The organism is Streptomyces sp. NPDC003697, from assembly GCF_053587115.1.
This window is the reverse complement of the sequence record NZ_JBSFNN010000033.1, coordinates 21,316-39,370: the sequence shown is the minus strand read 5'-3', so window position 1 is coordinate 39,370 and position 18,055 is coordinate 21,316. Positions and strand designations below refer to the sequence as shown.

Genomic DNA, 18,055 nt, shown 5'->3' with positions numbered 1-18,055 from the left:
GCGCGGACGGGTCGGTGGCTGTCAGACGGCGGTGAGCCGGGCGGTGCGGTCGATGCGGACGGTGATGCTGCGAATGCGGGGCACGCCGTCCTGGAGCACGATCCACATGGACCGCCACAGGCCGTCGGACGAGCCGTGCAGGCTGATCTCGGCGTGTTTGGGGGAGACGACGCGGACGGTGACGTCCTCGCCGGTCGGCGGCCGGGACAGGGCGGTGGCGTCCCGGTCGCGGTACCAGGCGTCGAACTCCGAGCTCCCGCGCAGCACATGGTCGGGCAGCTCGACGAGCAGGCCGTTGGCGAAGAAGGTGTGCAGTTCGCCCAGCGGTGCCTTGCGGGCCAGGGCGTCGTGCCACCGCTGGACGGTCTCGCGCACGCGCTGTTCGTCGAGCGCGGACGGTTCGGGGGCGGTCACGTCAGAGCCTCCTGACTGTCATTCGATGGCGAGGTCGATGAGGTAGGGGCCGTCATGGGCGAGCATGTCGGCGACGGCTCGGCTGACCTGCTCCGGCCGTTCGACGCGCCGGCCGGGCACGCTCAGGGCTCCGGCGAGGGCGGCGAAGTCGATCGGCGGCCGGGACAGGTCGAAGGCGTCGGGCATGGGGTGCGGGGCGATGCCCAGATCGCTCCAGTACTGCTCCAGGTTGTTGTCCAGCAGGCGGTAGCGCTGGTTGTTGCAGATGACGAACTTGGCGTCGATGTGGTAGCGGGCGGCGGTCCACAGGGCCTGGAAGGTGTACATGCTCCCGCCGTCGCCGGTGAAGCCGACCACGGTCGCCTCGGGGCGGGCGAGCTTGGCACCCATGGCTCCGGGGATGCCGACGCCCAGGGAGCCGCCGCGGGTCTGGAAGAACCGGCCGGGTGCGGTGGCGGGCAGATGCGTGGCCAGGGGGCCGCCGGCGGTGAGCGCCTCGTCGAAGACGAGGAGGTCGAGGGGGGCCTGTGCGGCCAGTTCTCGGGCGAAGTCATCCATCAGGGTCCCGGCGGGCGCCGGGGCCGGGCGCGCGGCGGCCGGTGCTGCGGGGCGGCGGTGCCGGCCGAGGGTGCGCGCGAGCGCGTCGAGGGTGAGCTTGGGGTCGGAGACCAGGCCGAGATCCACCGGGTGGTTCTTGCCGATCTCATAGGCGTCGAGATCGATGTGCACGATCTTCGCGTCCGGGTGGAACGGCGATCCCAGGTGCGGGAAGACCTCGGGGAAGACGTAGGTGCCGACGATCAGTACGGCGTCGGCGTCGGCGACCACACGGGCGCTGTCCTTGCCGAACATGTGGCCGAGCTGGCCGCCGTAGAGGGGATGGGTGGTGTCGAAGTTGAATTCCGAGGAGTTGACGCCCCACACCGGTGCCTGCAGCAGCTCGGCGACGTCGGTCAGTTCCTCCTGGGCGTCGCTGGCGGCGACCCCGTCCCCCATGAGGATCAGGGGCCTCGTCGCCCCGGCGAGGAAACCGGCCGCGTCGTCGACCAGGTCACGGGCGGGGGCGGTGCGGGTCTGCGGTATCGGGGTGGCGAAGGCGGCTTCGGTGGTGACCTGGTCGAGGACGTCCGCGGGGACGACCAGGACCACGGGCCCCCGTGGGGGCGTCATGGCGATCTTCACAGCACGCCGCAGGAGCCTCAGGGTCGAGGACGGGTCGGTCACGCGCAACACGTCCTTGGTGACCGGCTGAGCCATGGAGACCAGGTCGGCAGCCATCTGGGCGTCCATGGCGTCGTAGCGCACGCCCGCCTCGCCGACGAGCACCACCAGGGGTGATCCGCCGCGCCTGGCCTGGTAGAGCATGCCGATGCCGTTGCCCAGGCCCACACTGCTGTGCAGCTGGACCAGCCCCGGCCGACGCCCGGCGCGGGCGTATCCGTCGGCCATCCCGACGGCGACGCTCTCGTGGAGGGTCAGGACGTAGGACAGAGGTGTCTTGCCGCCCTCGTCGAGGAAACCCTGCTCGACCGTTCCGGGATTGCCGAACATCCAGGTGATGCCGTCGGCGGCGAACTGCTCGTAGATGGCTGCCTTGCCTGGCCTCGCGGGCACGGCTGCCTCCTTTCGTCGCGGTGGTGGGAAGGAGTGTCACCAGCCGGAGCGGCGCAGGCCGTTTTCCAGCACCTCGACCAGTGCCTCACCGCCGGGGATGGAGTCCGGGGTGGAGCGGGCCGTCACGAACGGGAAGTCGACGATCACCGATGTCTCCTTGCCGACGTTGCCGTGGAAGGCGCCGTCGGGGCCGGTGGCGTCGCGCAGGATGTACTCCAGCGGGTACGGCGGCGGGCCCATGTTGAAGTCCACGCCGATGAACCCGGTGCCGTCCTTGTAGTCGTACTCCTTGGGGTGGCCGGTGACGTGCTTGCCCCACAGCAGGCTGGCCCTGGTCTCCAGGTCCCGGGCGAACGCGAGGACCGCGACGCCGTAGCACTCGGCCAGGATCGGCTTGTCGGCCGCGGCGAAGGCGAGGACCAGCTCGTGCAAACGCTCGTTGTTGGCGAGGTCCACGATGGGGCCGCTACCGCCGACGATGACCAGCGCGTCGAAGCCGGCCAGCAGTCCGGTCAGGGACTCGCCGAGCCGTCGGTGGTAGTCCTCCAGATCCCGCAGGTGGTTCAGCGCGCTGTAGTAGGGGCGCTCGGGGACCAGGTCCTCCAGGCTCAGCGGGTCGTCGAGGCGGCTGGAGCCGTCGACCTCCTGCACCTTGCGGGCCATGTCACGGGTGGTCACCGAACGGCCCAGCGGCGGGTCGATGTAGTCGGGGTCCATGCTCGGCGGCAGCGCGCGGGCCCGCTTGCCGGTCGGGGTGGCGAAGGTGACGCGGTAGCCGCGGGCGTCGAACACCTCCAGCGGGCCCACGAGTTCCTCACCCCAGTAGCCGAATTCCGAGAGGATCATCAAGATCCGTTTGGACATGTCGCCTCCCAGCGCCATTCGTTTCGGGTTTGTTTCGGCTGTCCAGCCCTGCGGGTAATTCCCGTGGCCAGCCGTCCCCGACGAGTCAACGCGACCGTGCGGGCCGATACAAGGAATTTCGACAGCTGCTGGGCCACTTTGTGGACTTGATGAAATGTGAGACGGCCGGCGGACGTCCTCCCGGATTTGCGGGAGTCCGCACAATGTGCGGGCGATCAATGGAATTGCTTCCGCTGGGCAACTTCCGTCACGCAAGCTGAGCGCACCGACTGCCACCAGAAAAAAGGGGACGACGATGATCGGGCGCTTGGTGATTCAGGATCTCTCACCGTCCGTCGGCGACGGCACTCTGGCGTCGAAGGCCGTGGTCGGCGAGTACATCCCCATCAGTGCGACGATCTGGCGCGAGGGCCATGAGAGCGTGTCCGCCGCAGTGGTCTGGCGTCACCGGGAGGGCGACGCGCCCTCGACGTCCACGCCGATGGTCCTGGCCGACGAGGGGACGGACCGCTGGTCGGCCACCGTGGTCGCCGATCGGGCCGGACTGTGGGCCTACCGCGTCGACGCCTGGCACGATCCCTGGCTGACCTGGAGACGCACCGTCGGGGCCAAGCTCGATGCCGGCCAGGACGCCGAGGAGATGGCCAACGACCTGGAGGCGGGGGCCCGGCTGCTGGAGCGCCATGTGCGGCGCGCCGCCGCCGGGGACCGCCCCCGGCTCCAGGACGCCGTACGGGCCCTGCGCGACGACCGGCTCCCGGTCGCCGCCCGCACCGCCCCGGCGCTGCACGAGGAGGTCACCCAGATCACCGCGCACAACCCGCTGCGGGAGCTGCTGACCCGCGGCCCCGTGCGCACCGTCCGCGTAGAACGGCCGCTGGCCCTGGCCGGCGCCTGGTACGAACTGTTCCCCCGCTCCACCGGCGGACACCACCTGGACGGCACCCCCCGACACGGCACCTTCGCCTCCACCACGGCGCACCTTCCCCGTATCGCCGGCATGGGCTTCGACGTGGTCTACCTGCCGCCCGTGCACCCTGTCGGCACCACCCACCGCAAGGGGCCCAACAACGCCCTGACGGCGGGTCCCACGGACGTCGGATCCCCCTGGGCCATCGGCTCACCGGCCGGAGGCCACGACGCCGTCCACCCCGACCTGGGCACCCTCGCCGACTTCGACGCGCTGGTCGCCAACGCCCGCGGCCTCGGCCTGGAGATCGCCCTCGATCTGGCCCTGCAGTGCTCCCCGGACCACCCTTGGGTGCGCGAGCACCCTGAGTGGTTCACCACCCGCCCGGACGGCAGCATCGCCCACGCCGAGAATCCGCCGAAGTCCTACGAGGACATCCTGCCGCTGAACTTCGACAACGATCCCGAGGGCCTGTACGCCGAGGTCCTTCGCATCGTGCTGCACTGGATCGACCACGGCGTCACCGTCTTCCGCGTCGACAACCCGCACACCAAGCCGGCCCGCTTCTGGCAGTGGCTGATCGACCAGGTCAAGTGCCGACACCCGGAAACCGTGTTCCTCGCCGAGGCGTTCACCCGTCCCGCCGTCCTCAAGGGCCTCGCCGACATCGGGTTCAGCCAGTCGTACACGTACTTCACCTGGCGCACCGGCAAACAGGAACTGACCGACTACCTGACCGAGTTGTCTGCCGGCGTCGACCGGCTGCGTCCCAACTTCTTCGTCAACACGCCCGACATCCTCCCCGCCCATCTGCAGACCGGCCTGCCCGCGAGCTTCGCACTGCGCGCCGCGCTGGCCGCCACTCTCTCCCCCACCTGGGGCCTCTACGCCGGCTTCGAACTGCTGGAACACCAGGTGCTGCGCGAGGGGACGGAGGACTACCTGGACTCGGAGAAGTACCAGTTACGCCCCCGCGACTTCGACGGGGCGCCGCTGACGCCGTGGATCACCGAGCTGAACCGGCTGCGGCGCGCGCACCCGGCCCTGCGGCAGCTGCGGTCCCTGCGCTTCCTCGACATCGACAGCGACGACTTGCTGGCCTTCCTCAAGCACGACGCGGCCAGCGGCGATACCGTCCTGTGCGTCATCACCCTCGACCCCGAGCGGCCGGCCGAGGGGTTCCTGACCCTGCCACCGGACCTGCCCGGCGCCGGACCGGACGGGGACATCCCCGCCCAGGACGCGCTCACCCGGGAGCCGGCCCTGCTGACCTCCGGCACCGTCAAGCTCGATCCGGCCGAGAGCGTGCTGCGCATCCACACCTGGACTTCCGGTGAGTGAGCGCGGGGGGGACCAGGTCGTCCCCACGCCCCGGTCCTGGGACTTCGGCAGCGCCCGCCCGATGCCCGGCGACGACACGGACTGGTTCAAGCGGGCCGTGTTCTACGAGGTGCTGGTGCGGTCCTTCAGCGACAGCAACGCCGACGGCGTCGGCGACTTCAAGGGCCTGACGTCCCGCCTGGACTACCTGCGCTGGCTCGGCGTGGACTGCCTGTGGCTGCCCCCGTTCTACGCCTCCCCGCTGCGTGACGGCGGCTACGACATCAGCGACTACCGCGCGGTCCTGCCCCAGTACGGCACCATCGGGGACTTCGTCGAGCTGCTGGACGCCGCGCACGCCCGTGGCATCCGCGTCATCACCGACCTCGTGATGAACCACACCAGCGACCAGCACGCCTGGTTCCAGGAGTCCCGCAGCCATCCTGACGGCCCCTACGGCGACTTCTACGTCTGGGCCGACGACGACACCGGCTACCCGAACGCCCGGATCATCTTCGTCGACACCGAGACCTCCAACTGGAGCCGCGACCCGGTGCGCGGCCAGTACTACTGGCACCGCTTCTTCTCCCACCAGCCCGACCTCAACTACGACAACCCGCGCGTGCAGGACGCCATGCTCGACGTACTGCGGTTCTGGCTCGACCTGGGAATCGACGGCTTCCGCATGGACGCGGTCCCGTACCTGTTCGTCGAGGAGGGCACCAACGGGGAGAACCTGCCGCGTACGCACGCCTTCCTGCAACTGGTGCGCAAGGTGGTCGACGACGAGTACCCGGGCCGGCTGCTCCTGGCCGAGGCCAACCAGTGGCCCGTCGACGCCGTGGAGTACTTCGGCGACCCGGGCACCGGCGGCAACGAGGCCCACATGGCCTTCCACTTCCCGCTGATGCCACGGCTGTTCATGGCCCTGCGCCGGGAGGACCACCAGCCCGTCTCCGACATCCTCGAGCAGACCCCGGCCATCCCCTCCGGCAGCCAGTGGGCCATCTTCCTGCGCAACCACGACGAACTCACCCTGGAGATGGTCAGCGACGAGGAACGCGACTTCATGTACGCGAGCTACGCCAGGGAACCTCGGATGCGCGCCAACATCGGCATCCGCAGGCGTCTGGCCCCGCTGCTGGACAACGACCGCAACCAGATAGAACTCCTCACCGCGCTGCTGCTGTCGCTGCCCGGCTCTCCCGTCCTGTACTACGGCGACGAGATCGGCATGGGCGACAACATCTGGCTGGCCGACCGCGACGGCGTACGCACCCCCATGCAGTGGACCCCCGGCCGTAACGCCGGCTTCTCCACCGCGGCCCCCGGGCGCCTGGTCCTGCCCGTCGTCGCGGACGCCACCTACGGTTACGCCGGCGTCAACGTCGAGGCGCAGATGGGCCAGGATTCCTCGCTGCTGAACTGGACCCGCCGCATGCTGGCGATCCGCCGTCGCCATCCCGTCTTCGGCCTCGGTGACTACCGGCAGGTGCCCACCGGCAACAACGGCGTGCTGGCGTACGTCCGCCGGATGACCGGCCCGGACGGAACCGAGTCCATGGTGGTGTGCGTCAACAACTTCTCCCGCCATCCCCAGCCGGCGTCGTTGCACCTGCCCGACGCGGCGGGTCTGAGGCCGGTGGAGCTGACCGGCTCGGTGCCCTTCCCGGTCATCACCACCGAGCCCTACGGAATCACCCTCGCCGGCCACGGTTTCCTGTGGCTGGGCGTCGGCGCCGATCACGCGGGGGTGGCCTCGTGAACGGTCCGCTGCGCGTCCTGCGTTCACCGGCCGCCGCGGCCGCCGTCCAGCGGTGGCTGCCCCGGCAGCACTGGTACGCCGACAGGGGGCGGACCCTGCTGCGCGTGCACGCCCAAGACGTCCTTCCCTTCACCGACGACGCACACCACCCGGGAGCAGTGGTGCTGTGGCGCGCGACGTTCGCGGCGGGTCCGCCGTCCGTGTATCAGGTCCTCCATGGGCTGCGCCGCCCCGGCGGTGCGGCGACCGGAGACGCCGTGACGGAGATCGCGCGCTGCGCGGGATGGTCGGTCACCGAGGCCCTGACCGACGCTTCGGTGGTGGGGGCCCTTGCCCGGCGCATCCTCGCGGGGGGCGACCTCGGAGCGCTGCGGTTCCAGCGCGAGAGGGAGGACTTGACGGAGCCGTTCCCAGTTGTTCCGGTGCGTCCGCTGGGTGTGGAGCAGAGCAACAGCTCGGTGGTGATCGGCGACCGCCTTCTGCTGAAGGTCTTCCGGCGGCCGGCGACCGGTCTCGGTCTCGACCTGGAGGTGCAGCGTCTGCTCACGGCCGCCGGTTCCGCAGATACTCCGGCGCTCTTCGGCTCCCTCGAAGCGACGACGGACGAGGGTACCGCCACGCTGGCTGTGCTGCAGCACTATCTGCCCGGCGCCGTGGACGGATGGACCGCTGCGGCCGGCACGCCGGACTTCGAGGAGCACGCCCGGGAACTGGGGCGCGTGGTGGCCCGCCTTCACGAAGACCTGGCCGCCCACGGACCCACCGCCGCCCTGGACACCACCGTCGCCCGACGGATCGGACGGTCCCTGCACTCACGGCTGACGGCGGCAGTCGACACCGTCCCCGGGCTTCGACCCTTCGACGCCGCCATCCGCGAGGTGTACGACCGCGCGCAACAGGTCGTCGCCGGCGCGGGAATTACCGTCCAGCGCGTCCACGGCGACCTGCACCTGGGCCAGGTCATCCACGCGGGCCGGCGGTGGCTCGCCGTCGACTTCGAGGGAGAGCCAGCCGCTACCCAGGCCGAACGCGAGGCCCTGCATCCTGTAGCCAAGGACATCGCGGGCATGCTCCGCTCGTTCGACTACCGGGCGTTGGCGGACCTCGCCGAGGACGGCGCGGCGGACGACACGGTGCGCCGCCGTGCCGCCGCGCGGTGGGCCGCCCGCGCCTCGGAGGCATTCTGCACGGGCTATGCGCAGTTGTCCGGGCAAGATCCACGGAGGCAGCACCCTGTACTCACGGCCTATGAAATCGACAAAGCGGTTTATGAACTTTCCTATGAAGTACGGCATCGCCCTCACCTGGCCTGGATCCCCCGGCAGGCGGTGGTACGACTGGCCAGACGGACACATTCCCGCCAACCTGCGTAAAGCTTTTTCCAAGATAGCGGTTGCGGCGATATCGTGCACGTGAGCACGGAAAAATGCTGGGTAGTGAGCGGGCGTATGCAGTCGCCGGCACGGCACACACGGGGGAAACATGACAGAGCCGCAGCAGGACACCCGGGACTTGGCGAGCCCGGACACGGATGCTCCTGGCCCGCACGCTCCGCAGAGCGCGCACCAGTGGTCGGCTGCCACATGATTCGTTAAAACGACAGCAGCAGGCATCGCACGGCCCCAGGCGCGGACTTTCTTCCCCGGCGCCTTTCTTGGGTATTTCTTTTTATCCCGCCACACGTAAAACTGTGTGACTCATGAGACTTCGTTAAGTCGCTATTGCGGGACCAGTCCGCCCCCGGTTCATCATGTCTAAAAGTTGTACCGTCCGCGAGGCAACGAAAGGCGTGAATGCAGGTGATCTCATGCGCGGCGCCCCAATTGGACCCGATGGCAGCCTTCTCGGCCGAGATTTTCAGTCCTCTTCCGCGTGCCGACCAACGGCGTTGGGCGGAAATATATCTGCGCGGACTGCTCATCACGGAAGGAAAGAAATCCATCCGTCGAATAGCAAACGCGGTGTCGATATACCGGGCGGACCAGTCGCTCCAGCAGTTTATCAACCAGAGCCCCTGGGACTGGGAGCCCGTGCGTGCGCTGACCGCCCGCTATGTCGACACCGCCCTGGCCCCGACCAGTTGGTCCATCGAGCGGATCATCATCCCCAAGCGGGGCGACCGCTCCGTCGGAGTCCAGCGCCGCTTCGTCCCCGAAGCCGGCCGCATCGTCAACAGCCAGCTCGCTCTCGGGATCTTCCTGTCCGCCGGGGAGCTCAGCATCCCCGCCGACTGGCGCATCGCCCTGACCGACGGCTGGAACCAGGACGCCGCCCTGCGGCGCGCCGCCTACATCCCAGACTCCGTCTCGGGCAAACCGGAGTGGTTCGAAGTTCTCTCCATGATCAATGAGATGACCCGGCACTGGAAACTGGCCCCGGTCCCGGTCGTCGGCGACCTGCGGCACTTCACCGACGTCGGCCAGCTCATCGCTGGCTTAGCCGGAGCCGGAGCCGACTTCGCCCTGCAGGTCGACGGTTCCCTGTTCATCATTCCCGCCAACCGGGGCGCCGCCGGTGGGCGGGGCGCCGGCAGAGGCAAACCTGGCTCCGTCGTCACCGTCCGCGAATACCTCACCGAGGCGGAGCGCAAACCGCCGCTGACCGCACCGCTCACCCTGACCCGCGTCAGTTCCCGCAGCGCTATCCTCTCCTCGCTCGCCCGCATTCCCATCGTCCAGCCCAGCCATGGCAGGACCACCCGCATCATCCGCGTCATCGGGGAGTGGAACGACACCTGCGGCTTCACCCGTTTCTGGGTCACCAACCTCCTCCAGCGCAGTCTGTCCGACGTGCTGGACCTGGCCCGTAACACCTTCCACAACCGTGTCGATGAGGGCGTCATCACCAGCGAATACGGCCTGCGGGACTTCGAAGGGCGCTCCTACCGGGGGCTGCACCACCACCTGACCATGGTCTCCGCCGCCGCCGCCTACGCCGGACTGTCCGCCCGCCCGGACTACCCCGCTCAGACCTGATCGGGCATCAGCCGTTCTCGCGACCGGCGAGAGAGAACAGCGCCGTTCTCCCTCAGCCGCACCATCCCGGCTCCAGCTGGCACTCTCCGGACACCGCATGCCCTCCACAGCATCCCTGGTGGATGCCCGGCACTCCTTCAGCCTCGCTCCGGTCCACGACGTCGTCCGCACCTGGCGGGCCCGCCTCGCCGCGGCCCCGGCCGTCGACGCGTTCCTCACTCGTTGGATGCCGCTGTGTGTACGGTCCGCAGCGGATCGAGGAAGTCACGCTGGTCGATTCCCGGGCGGGGCGTGATGAGCATGTGGGAGGCCTGCCAGGGGTGGGCCACACAGGACCGCTGGTTTCCAGCAGGGTGTGGCCCGCGCCTGCTCCGCCCGCGTCCCGGAGCGGCGTCACAAAGCCTATGACGTGTGGGGTTTGTGAGGCTCACAGGCCGTTTGCCCAGCTGGTGCCGTGTCCGCATAGGTTCGCCGGGTTGGCGGTGGAGGCGGTGCTACAGAGGCGATTGGATCTGAGCATCCGATGCAGGGTCAGCAAGAGATTGGGGCAGAGCCGGAGCGCCTACCGCACGGCCGGCCAAACGCTGCGGGAGTAAGCAGTCGTCGAGGTAGAGGTTGCGTGCGGTGGCAGGTGGCAGGCAGTCGGTCGGGGTGCTTCTGTTCGGCCCAGCCCGAGCCGGCGGTGGGCCGGATTCCGAGCGGGCCGAACTCGTCGAACGCGAAGACCCGGTCCGGGAAGCGGTCCAGGACCTCCTCAATGAACACGCATCATTGCGCTGCCGGGGCCGGCATACCGCTGCGGCTGGGGAACAACAGCCTCTCCGACTGCCCGACGGCCGACGACGAAGCCTCAGTCCTCTGGGAGAGGCGTTCCTCCCGGCACGGTTTGCACAACCCGTCAGCGAGCGCCCGTCCGGTCCGCAGGATCCGGCAGCCGCACTCCCCGCAGTTCCCGCGGGGCGCGCCCTGAGCGCGCTGCGCCCCCGCTGTCGGCATGGCCGACTCGCCGGGGGAGTCGGCCATGCCGACCGTGCTCAGCCAACCGCTGTGCCGGGTGGGTGCATCGGCCGTCGGCTGCGGTGAGCGGCGCCGGTCTGCGGCGACCTCACGGCATACGGCACACCGTCGGCCGCTCGTCCACAAGACCCCGGACTCGCAGTCGGACAGACCACAGCCCCAGCGCGGCAGCGCCACACCCAGTAGCCAACGGCCAGGATCCCGGATCTCGGTCGGCGAGGTCTGGGCGAAGCGCATCTGCAGTCGGGCCCGTAGTCGGTTCAGTTCCGTGCCAGTCCGCAGCTGGCGCCCCACCTCACGGGCGATCTGTCGCACGACGAACACGTTGCTGATCCGTGCCAGCAGCCAGTGCACGGGCTCCAGGACTGCGTAGATCTGCGGGCTCAGCGTCAACGGCGGCCCACTGTAGGACGGTGGCGAGCCTTTTGCCGTGCCACTGCTCGGTGCGTCCGGTGCCAGGGCAGCAGGCGGGTGACCTGCTCTTGCACGCAGTGCGCGACCGCGCGGCCGTGTCGGCTGCATCGGGCCGTCTGGACCGCGCTCAGCTCGGGTGGTCCCAACTACGGGTATCTCGCCTACGGCGGGTGAGAGCCGATGGCGCGCGTTCTCCGGTCGGTCAGTCTTAGGTGATTCCTTATCCGTGAGTGATACGTCACCGTTTGCCGAACCCGATCCCTCACCAGTCGGCACAGACGTGGTACTCGATGTGCCGGCCGCCCAGTCCGCCGTGCGGTTTCCGGTGCCGGACGGCGGCTCGGTGGCCACGGCAGCGGGCGAACGGTGTCGGACGAGAAACCGGTGTCGGCCTTGCGCTCCGGCACGCCGGAGCACAGTGACCCACCGGGCTGCCTCCAGGTCGTCGACCACTGTCGCCGCGGCCGCGGCGGTGATGGGCTGCCCGGCGCGTCGTCCCCTGTGGTGACGCAGGAACCCGGCGAGGTCACTCAAGCTCAGCGCGATGTGCTGCTCCTGAGCGAAGCTGAGGACGGCGTAGGCACGCAGTTGACGTGGTGTGAGGTCCTCGCATGCCGCGACTGGAAGCCACACGAAGCGCTCCGTACTCTGCAATGCGCGTACGCGGCGTCGTGCAGTGGTGCCGTGTCCGCCCGGAAGAGAACGCCGGGTGTTCTCCGGAAGCTCCACTACCCCATCCGGAGCCGGCCGGCGCAGGTGGCCGATGCCCCGTTCCACTGAGGCCTTGGACAAGCCGAGATAGCGAGCGATCGTCGTCGCTGCCGCGGTGCAGCCCTCCGGTCGCAGCGCCAGAGCCTTGATCTTCACATAGACGCTCAGCGCGACATCGGGGTAGTGGGCCGACGCCACCAGGCGCCATGGCACCTTGATGCGCTGACCAACTCGCTGCATGTCGGCGTCCGGCGCTGACGGCGATGGCGGGTGCGCCCCGTGGTCCATCGTCATGCCCGCGAACGCAGCGGGTGCACGAGGCACAGGTGGCTGCTTGCCACCGGGCTCCATCGGCGCCGGTCCCGAGAACAGCGCAGGTCTTGGGGCCGAGCAGCCGGTTTGCCGGGCAGGTTCAACTCGTGCTCGGGATGACACGAGGCAGTGTGATGCTGCATGATGACGAACGTCCTTCGTGTGGCTGCACTGGGGCAGACGAAGCCCTCTGGGCTTCCGGGTTCTGGCGAGAACCCGACTATCGCGCTGACCGACTCCGGGGCGTCCGGAGGGACAAGCGCTTCCGCAGGGCCCTGGCAGGCCTCGCGGATACAGGGGCCCCGGCCGTAGAAGACTGGCATCTTCACGCACCGGGCGTCCCGCACTGGCGGCTCCTCTCTCTGGAGCCGCTCATGAGCTAACGCATTGCGGCCTCCACGGTGCGAAGATCCGGAAGCTGCATAACGGCAAACGCCGGGGCTGGGGCGCCCGTTGCAGCGCCCCAGCGCCCCACTCGGTGTCGGGTCCTCACAGCGCCCGGCGTCCGTCAGCGCCCCGAGGCGCGCCAGGCCGGATGCATGTGCAGCAGACTGTGGTGCAGTGTCGGCACCACAGCCCGTTGTGCGTGAGCGACACAGCGACGGCCGGCACAGGGCGGTGCCCGCCGGACTTCTCCGGCGGGCACCGCCCCGCGAGCGAGAGGGCGGGAAGTCCGGCCAGCAGCCTTACGGGCACGACCTGCTGATAGCGCGTTAGCATGTGCCCCATCACCCTCTCGTGAGCCCCCGCTTCACACCGAGGACCATAGGCCCCTCGAACGCCAGGTTGCAACATGTTGCCACTGTGGTGCAATATGACGCACCAAGGAGGTGGGCGGTGGACGAGCAGAACGCGCCCGATACATCCGGATCGCGGACCTTGGACGACCACGTCCACGCGACAAAGGCCGATATCGCCGCGCGACTTCGCCACATCCGCAGGAGCCACCCCGAAGGACCTTTCAGCCTGGCCAAACTCGCCGAGCTGGCCGGGGTGTCCAAACGCAACCTGGCGTCAGTCGAGTCCGCCGAGGGTGCCAATCTGACCATCGAGACGCTGGTGAAAGTCGCTCACAGCCTCGGCATCCAGCGCTGTGCCTACTTCCTCGATGACGAGGTCTTTCAGCAGGTCAACAAAGAACTCGAATTCCTCAGGGAGTTGAGGGACAGCAAGGCCGCGGGCCTTGCCCTGCGAACGTCGCACGCGCAGCCCGTCGCCACTACCACCGACCAGGTCTCGCAGCTCCTGTCCGGGATCATCGACGCTGCGGCGCAGGCCCGTGATTCGCTGCGTGGCGTGCTGCCGACAGGAGATGACGTGCGGCACAGGTCCGGTCAACAACCCCCCACCAACACGTGACACCGAAACCGCACCCGAAGCCGTGCCCCGCTCGGACAGGCGGCTGCCGAAGCCGCTGCCAGAAGCAGACCGGCTCGGGGCCGCAAGGTGTGGCCATATGCCACGCACGTGACGGCGGTTTCCATCGGTGTCCGATCGCAGAGCAGGGCGACACCATGACCACACGGAAGGTTCGCAAACGGTGCGAGGCGCTAGTCAGCGCGCTCGACATCCCAAGCCCGTTTTCCGTCGACGCTTTCGTGCACGAACTGTCGGTGCGGCGGGGCCGGCCGATTCGGATCCATACCGTGCCGATCGGCTCTGCCATCAGCGCCTGCGGGCTGTGGATCGCCGTCGATACCCACGACACCATCTACGTCGAGGAAAAGGCCACGAAGTTCCATCAGGAACATATCGTTCTCCATGAGGTCGGGCACATCCTGTGGGATCACCGCATCACTGACCAGGAGACACGCGGCGCGCTCTCCACGTTGTTGCCGAGCATCAGCCCCGACATGATCAGCCGGCTCCTGGCTCGCACCAACTACTCCACTGAGCAGGAGCAGGAAGCCGAACTTCTCGCCAGCCTGATCCATTCCACCGCAGGTATGCGCGCTCCTTCGCCGTCGGCAGGTGTGCGCGGCGCGCTCGAAGCCGCCCTCGGGATCCGCAGGTAGAGGCCATGAACTTACAATCGATCCACGACCTGGGGTACCGGGCAGAACTCCTGGGCGCACTGGCACTGTGGCTGGTGATCCTCCTCCGGCTGCCCACAGCCCGCCGCTCTTATCAGCAGAAAATGCTGCTGATGGCCGTAATCGGCATGGCGGGGTCGATCACCGTCTATCTGGACCCTGTCTCCGCCGCGCTGAACCGCACTTTCACCTTCGCCCAAAGCTGCGGCTTGTTCATGAACGCGTGGGGTGTCCTGAGCTCGGCCCTCATCCTCGACTTCGTCCTCGCAGCCATGGCACGGCGCCGTCCCTGGCTGATCTACGGACCGATGATCGTGACAATCGCCGCACTGATCGTGCTCGACTACACGATTGACCCGCATGCCGGCTGCGTCAATGCAGAGGCAGTCCCCTGGTACAGCCCCTTCTGGTGGCTGCTCGTCACCGCTCACCTCGTCGGCACGGTCCCGTGCGCTGTGCTGTGTGTGCGCTACGGCCGCCAGGCCCGTGACGACCGGCCCCTGCGCGCCGGCCTGCTCCTGCTCGCCGCCAGCTTCCTCTCCTCCAGCGTGTTCTGGTGCGTCGTTCTGGCCTTCCTCCTGACTCGACCCGCATGGCTGGGCGAGCTGTTCCCCGACAACATCGCGCTCACCGCTTGGCTGATGACCACCGGGGTCGGTCTGCCACTGGCTCTTGCCGCCCATCGCACGGTCCGCGACGCGCAAGCCATGTGGCGCTTGTACCCCCTATGGCACGACCTCGTCGAAGCCGTCCCACACATCGCCCTCGACAAACCGCGCAGCCGGATCCGCCAAGTGCTCGGCAGCACGCACACGATCCATCTCCGGCTCTACCGCCAGGTCATCGAGATCCGCGACGCCCTGCTCATCCTGCAGGACTATGTGACCCCCGAGACCATGGAACACGTCCGCCGCCACGTCACCACTCACGACCTTCCCCAAGAGCAAGTTGAGCCGGCGGTAACCGCCGGCTGGCTGCACGCCGCCCTGGAGGCCAAAGCCGCCGCAAGCGCACCCCGGCCGAACCCTCTCGCCACCGCACACCCCAGCGATGACTGCCTGCACAGCGAGGCCAAATTCCTGCTCGCCGTTCTCCGAGCCCGTGCGCTTCCCGCCGTACGTTCTTACGGCCCACAGCCCACCGCCGATTCCGCTACGACGGACCGCAGCGATCAGAAGGTTCCGGCCATCCCTAACGACTCCGAATAGGCGACGCCCGTGACACAGCGCCCGGCCACCCCCTACAGCACTGGCATGCTGAGCAACGACGCCCCCCGCGAACGTGACCGCTTAGAGTCCATCCAAGGCAGCGTCGACACCTTTACCACTGGCATCCTCGATCGCCTCGGCATCCAGCCATCCTGGAATTGCCTGGAACTTGGTGCAGGGGCCGGCTCCATCGCCTACTGGCTCGCCGCACGCTGCCCGGACGGCCGAGTCGTCGCGGTAGACCTGGACACCCGCCACCTCGACGCCGACCGCGCCGCGAACCTGGAAATCCAGGAAGCCGATATCACGCACGAGGATTACACGCCCGGCACCTTCGACCTCATCCACGCCCGCTATCTGTTCTGCCACCTGCGCGACCGCGACGACATGGTCACACGGGCCGTCAGCTGGCTCTCTCCCGGTGGCTGGCTCATCATCGAAGAGCCCTACGACCTGCCGGCCGACCACTCCCCCTTCCCCCTTGTCCAACGCATCCTGTCCGCCTACCAGCACACCTACCGGAATCACGGCGCCGACATGTCCTGGGCCCGCAGCCTGCCCTCCCTCCTCGCCCGCAACGCACTCAACGAGGTGAGCTACTCCGGAAACCTCGGCTGCATGGGTGGGCTCGAAAAGGACCGCTGGGCTCCACTCATCGACCGGGCTGCCCCCTCTCTCCTGGCCAGTGGCCTCGTCACCGACACCGACCTCACCGAATTCGCCAGCCTGTTGAAGGATCCGGGGTTCATCGACATTCCTCAAATGACCATCTCGGCATGGGGCCGTCGCCCGGCCGACGCCCGATCCTGCAGGTGAAGGCCTTGAGGGTGGGCAAGATCAAGGTTGACATCAACGCAAGCGTCACCAAGTCCTGGACCTCTGAACTCGGCATTGAGACGGGCGGCAGGGTCAAGGCCCATTCCACGGTCTACGGCGACTACGGCATCGTGAAGGGTTCCCCGGGGCCGGCTGTGAAAGGCGCCGCCAGCAGATGAGTGCTGAGTTTTGACATCCCTGCTCTTCGTTGGCTGAGCGAAGCATTTGGGCATGCTGCTGCGCGGTGGAGCCGCCTACGGTGGCTCCACCGCGCAAGGTTGAAGCTCAGGGTGCAGGCCGGGCCTGGTCAGCCTTCGCCCAGCCGTACGAGTCGGTATGCCTGGCCCGGGTGCCTGAACTGGGCCGAACGGCCCCACCGGAATGGGGCCTGCCTCGCCTGTTAGGGCATGACAGGTAGGAACGCATCCACGGGGAATTCCTTGAAACGCGAAATGCTGAACCGCTTGGTGTGGTCCAGCCAGACCACAGCGACGTCACTGGGGCGGTTCTTCGGGTCGAGCATGCGGGAGTTCAGAAAGACTCGGAACTTCTGCCCAGCAGGGACTCTGCCTGACGGATCGGTCTGGCGGTTGGCCTGATCGAAGAGGGTGACTTGTGTCGCCTGGTAGGTCCCTTCGCCCAGCGGTTCGCTTCCGCTGAGGTCAACACCGGCAACGGCGTCGACGCCGATGCAGTAATCAGGATGCCCTTGTACCGGGATCGTGCAGTCGGAGGAGTTCGCACGGACACGGCCGGCGCTCACCGCGGCGCTGCTGTAGACCAGGAACCAGCCTTCGTTCAGGCCACCCAAGTACTTGCGGCTGCCCCAGTCTGGGCTGGTCTTGCCGGTGACGGAGATCCCGGGAATCGCGGAGATCCCGGATATCTTCGGGCCTGAGGACCAGTTGGCGCTGGTGAAGGTGGGCGGCTGGGAAGTCGGGGGTGATGGGGCCGCCGATGGGGAGTCGTACAGGTCGTACGTTTCAATTCCCAGGTCGGAATCGAGATGGAGCCGGTGGCCGTTCTGTTGGATGGTGCCGTGTACGTTGCCGCCCAACGCCTCTCCCGTCAGGCTGATCTCGTTGCCTCGTTGCGTGCCCTGAAAGGGTTTCGGGTCGCTCGTTGTCGTCCAAGGTGCGGAGTCGTTCGCCTTTTCCTGGAGGGTGTATGTGCCGTCGATCGGGCCGTTGTCATCCTGCGACGACCAGTTGAGAACCTCGCGCTGGTTAGGGGACTCAGGGTCGACGCCGTAAAAAGTGTGCTTGATGATCTTGTGGGTCGGCTGGGCTGGCTGAGTCGGCTCGCTCTTGCTGCAGCCGGTTGTCGCCACCGTCACGGCGGCGGCAGCGGCAACTAACGAAGATCTCAGGCCTGTGGGCATTCTGATGTTCACCTCTCGCGTGACGTTGACGGCTCTTCTCGGGACTGGGCACGGGGGATCAGGACGGCGGCTGCTTGGGTTTCGGCTATGGCGGCTGCGGACGATGACACTCTCCTCACCCTACAAACGACGCTGGTCAGGATCGGGCCACCGCGCAGACAGGCCGGACTGCCCGGAACGGCCGGCGAGTCTGGTTCTGCTCCTGGGCCTCGCGCGACGACACTGCCCCTCGTCAGCCTCGTCCCGCACCACGTGCGCTGGCAGATCGCCCACAACCGCGAGCAGTTCGGGCGCGACCGGC

General features: G+C 68.1%; 14 protein-coding genes and 2 pseudogenes. 11 read left to right on the top strand and 5 right to left on the bottom strand.

Going from position 1 to position 18,055, the window contains the following annotated elements; translation table 11 throughout:
* Positions 1 to 21 precede the first annotated feature (21 nt).
* Genes ACWDNY_RS15845 through ACWDNY_RS15835 form a run of 3 tightly spaced genes read right to left on the bottom strand, consistent with a single transcriptional unit; the run spans position 22 to position 2,892 of the window.
* Positions 22 to 414: a hypothetical protein gene (locus ACWDNY_RS15845; protein ID WP_451646323.1), complete on the bottom strand. Its 393-nt coding sequence runs from the start codon at positions 412 to 414 to the stop codon at positions 22 to 24.
* Between the two features lie 18 nt (positions 415 to 432).
* Positions 433 to 2,028: a thiamine pyrophosphate-binding protein gene (locus tag ACWDNY_RS15840; protein ID WP_451646322.1), complete on the bottom strand. Its 1,596-nt coding sequence runs from the start codon at positions 2,026 to 2,028 to the stop codon at positions 433 to 435.
* A 36-nt stretch (positions 2,029 to 2,064) separates the two neighbouring features.
* On the bottom strand, positions 2,065 to 2,892 hold the full coding sequence (locus ACWDNY_RS15835) for a type 1 glutamine amidotransferase domain-containing protein (protein ID WP_451646321.1): 828 nt from the start codon (positions 2,890 to 2,892) through the stop codon (positions 2,065 to 2,067).
* 310 nt (positions 2,893 to 3,202) lie between these two features.
* Here ACWDNY_RS15835 and ACWDNY_RS15830 point away from each other — a divergent pair, with 310 nt between their 5' ends.
* The 6 genes and pseudogenes from ACWDNY_RS15830 to ACWDNY_RS15805 all read left to right on the top strand — a co-directional run bounded on the left by ACWDNY_RS15830 (position 3,203) and on the right by ACWDNY_RS15805 (position 10,157).
* Complete coding sequence (locus ACWDNY_RS15830) at positions 3,203 to 5,143, top strand: maltotransferase domain-containing protein (RefSeq protein WP_451646349.1); 1,941 nt, start codon at positions 3,203 to 3,205, stop codon at positions 5,141 to 5,143.
* Positions 5,144 to 5,204: 61 nt separating this feature from the next.
* Positions 5,205 to 6,887 (top strand): maltose alpha-D-glucosyltransferase, encoded by a 1,683-nt coding sequence (gene treS, locus ACWDNY_RS15825; RefSeq protein WP_451646348.1) that lies wholly within the window; start codon positions 5,205 to 5,207, stop codon positions 6,885 to 6,887.
* Positions 6,845 to 7,114 (top strand): annotated as a pseudogene (locus tag ACWDNY_RS15820) (maltokinase N-terminal cap-like domain-containing protein); the annotation flags it as partial. The gene treS and the pseudogene ACWDNY_RS15820, both read left to right, overlap by 43 nt.
* Positions 7,115 to 7,144: 30 nt before the next feature.
* Positions 7,145 to 8,260 carry a maltokinase N-terminal cap-like domain-containing protein gene (locus ACWDNY_RS15815; protein ID WP_451646351.1) on the top strand — a complete coding sequence of 372 codons (1,116 nt, stop codon included), beginning with the start codon at positions 7,145 to 7,147 and terminating at the stop codon, positions 8,258 to 8,260.
* Between the two features lie 420 nt (positions 8,261 to 8,680).
* Positions 8,681 to 9,862 (top strand): IS701 family transposase, encoded by a 1,182-nt coding sequence (locus ACWDNY_RS15810; protein WP_451646320.1) that lies wholly within the window; start codon positions 8,681 to 8,683, stop codon positions 9,860 to 9,862.
* A 97-nt stretch (positions 9,863 to 9,959) separates the two neighbouring features.
* A complete protein-coding gene (locus tag ACWDNY_RS15805) occupies positions 9,960 to 10,157 on the top strand; it encodes a DUF6247 family protein (protein ID WP_451646319.1) in 198 nt (65 codons plus the stop codon).
* 323 nt (positions 10,158 to 10,480) lie between these two features.
* Here ACWDNY_RS15805 and ACWDNY_RS15800 read toward each other — a convergent pair.
* Positions 10,481 to 10,621: pseudogene (locus tag ACWDNY_RS15800) on the bottom strand (IS630 family transposase); the annotation flags it as partial.
* A 2,532-nt stretch (positions 10,622 to 13,153) separates the two neighbouring features.
* Between ACWDNY_RS15800 and ACWDNY_RS15795 the strand changes: the two are divergent.
* The 5 genes from ACWDNY_RS15795 to ACWDNY_RS15775 all read left to right on the top strand — a co-directional run bounded on the left by ACWDNY_RS15795 (position 13,154) and on the right by ACWDNY_RS15775 (position 16,552).
* Positions 13,154 to 13,675, top strand: coding sequence for a helix-turn-helix domain-containing protein (locus ACWDNY_RS15795; protein ID WP_451646318.1), 522 nt, complete (start codon positions 13,154 to 13,156; stop codon positions 13,673 to 13,675).
* Between the two features lie 155 nt (positions 13,676 to 13,830).
* The gene (locus tag ACWDNY_RS15790) at positions 13,831 to 14,331 is read left to right on the top strand and encodes a hypothetical protein (RefSeq protein ID WP_451646317.1); all 501 of its coding nucleotides are present in this window, start codon (positions 13,831 to 13,833) and stop codon (positions 14,329 to 14,331) included.
* Between the two features lie 5 nt (positions 14,332 to 14,336).
* Positions 14,337 to 15,557, top strand: coding sequence for an MAB_1171c family putative transporter (locus ACWDNY_RS15785; protein WP_451646316.1), 1,221 nt, complete (start codon positions 14,337 to 14,339; stop codon positions 15,555 to 15,557).
* A gap of 45 nt (positions 15,558 to 15,602) precedes the next feature.
* A complete protein-coding gene (locus ACWDNY_RS15780) occupies positions 15,603 to 16,373 on the top strand; it encodes a class I SAM-dependent methyltransferase (protein ID WP_451646315.1) in 771 nt (256 codons plus the stop codon).
* Between the two features lie 11 nt (positions 16,374 to 16,384).
* Complete coding sequence (locus tag ACWDNY_RS15775; protein ID WP_451646314.1) at positions 16,385 to 16,552, top strand: hypothetical protein; 168 nt, start codon at positions 16,385 to 16,387, stop codon at positions 16,550 to 16,552.
* A gap of 221 nt (positions 16,553 to 16,773) precedes the next feature.
* Here ACWDNY_RS15775 and ACWDNY_RS15770 read toward each other — a convergent pair whose 3' ends face one another.
* The gene (locus ACWDNY_RS15770) at positions 16,774 to 17,754 is read right to left on the bottom strand and encodes a hypothetical protein (protein ID WP_451646313.1); all 981 of its coding nucleotides are present in this window, start codon (positions 17,752 to 17,754) and stop codon (positions 16,774 to 16,776) included.
* Between the last annotated feature and the right edge of the window lie 301 nt (positions 17,755 to 18,055).

What these genes read in the sequence shown, in the direction of transcription:
- ACWDNY_RS15835 (WP_451646321.1), bottom strand. Translation starts at nt 2,892, where the DNA reads ATGTCCAAACGGATCTTGATGATCCTCTCGGAATTCGGCTACTGGGGT.
- treS (WP_451646348.1), top strand. Translation starts at nt 5,205, where the DNA reads ATGCCCGGCGACGACACGGACTGGTTCAAGCGGGCCGTGTTCTACGAG.
- ACWDNY_RS15810 (WP_451646320.1), top strand. Translation starts at nt 8,681, where the DNA reads ATGCAGGTGATCTCATGCGCGGCGCCCCAATTGGACCCGATGGCAGCC.
- ACWDNY_RS15805 (WP_451646319.1), top strand. Translation starts at nt 9,960, where the DNA reads ATGCCCTCCACAGCATCCCTGGTGGATGCCCGGCACTCCTTCAGCCTC.
- ACWDNY_RS15790 (WP_451646317.1), top strand. Translation starts at nt 13,831, where the DNA reads ATGACCACACGGAAGGTTCGCAAACGGTGCGAGGCGCTAGTCAGCGCG.
- ACWDNY_RS15785 (WP_451646316.1), top strand. Translation starts at nt 14,337, where the DNA reads ATGAACTTACAATCGATCCACGACCTGGGGTACCGGGCAGAACTCCTG.
- ACWDNY_RS15780 (WP_451646315.1), top strand. Translation starts at nt 15,603, where the DNA reads ATGCTGAGCAACGACGCCCCCCGCGAACGTGACCGCTTAGAGTCCATC.
- ACWDNY_RS15770 (WP_451646313.1), bottom strand. Translation starts at nt 17,754, where the DNA reads ATGCCCACAGGCCTGAGATCTTCGTTAGTTGCCGCTGCCGCCGCCGTG.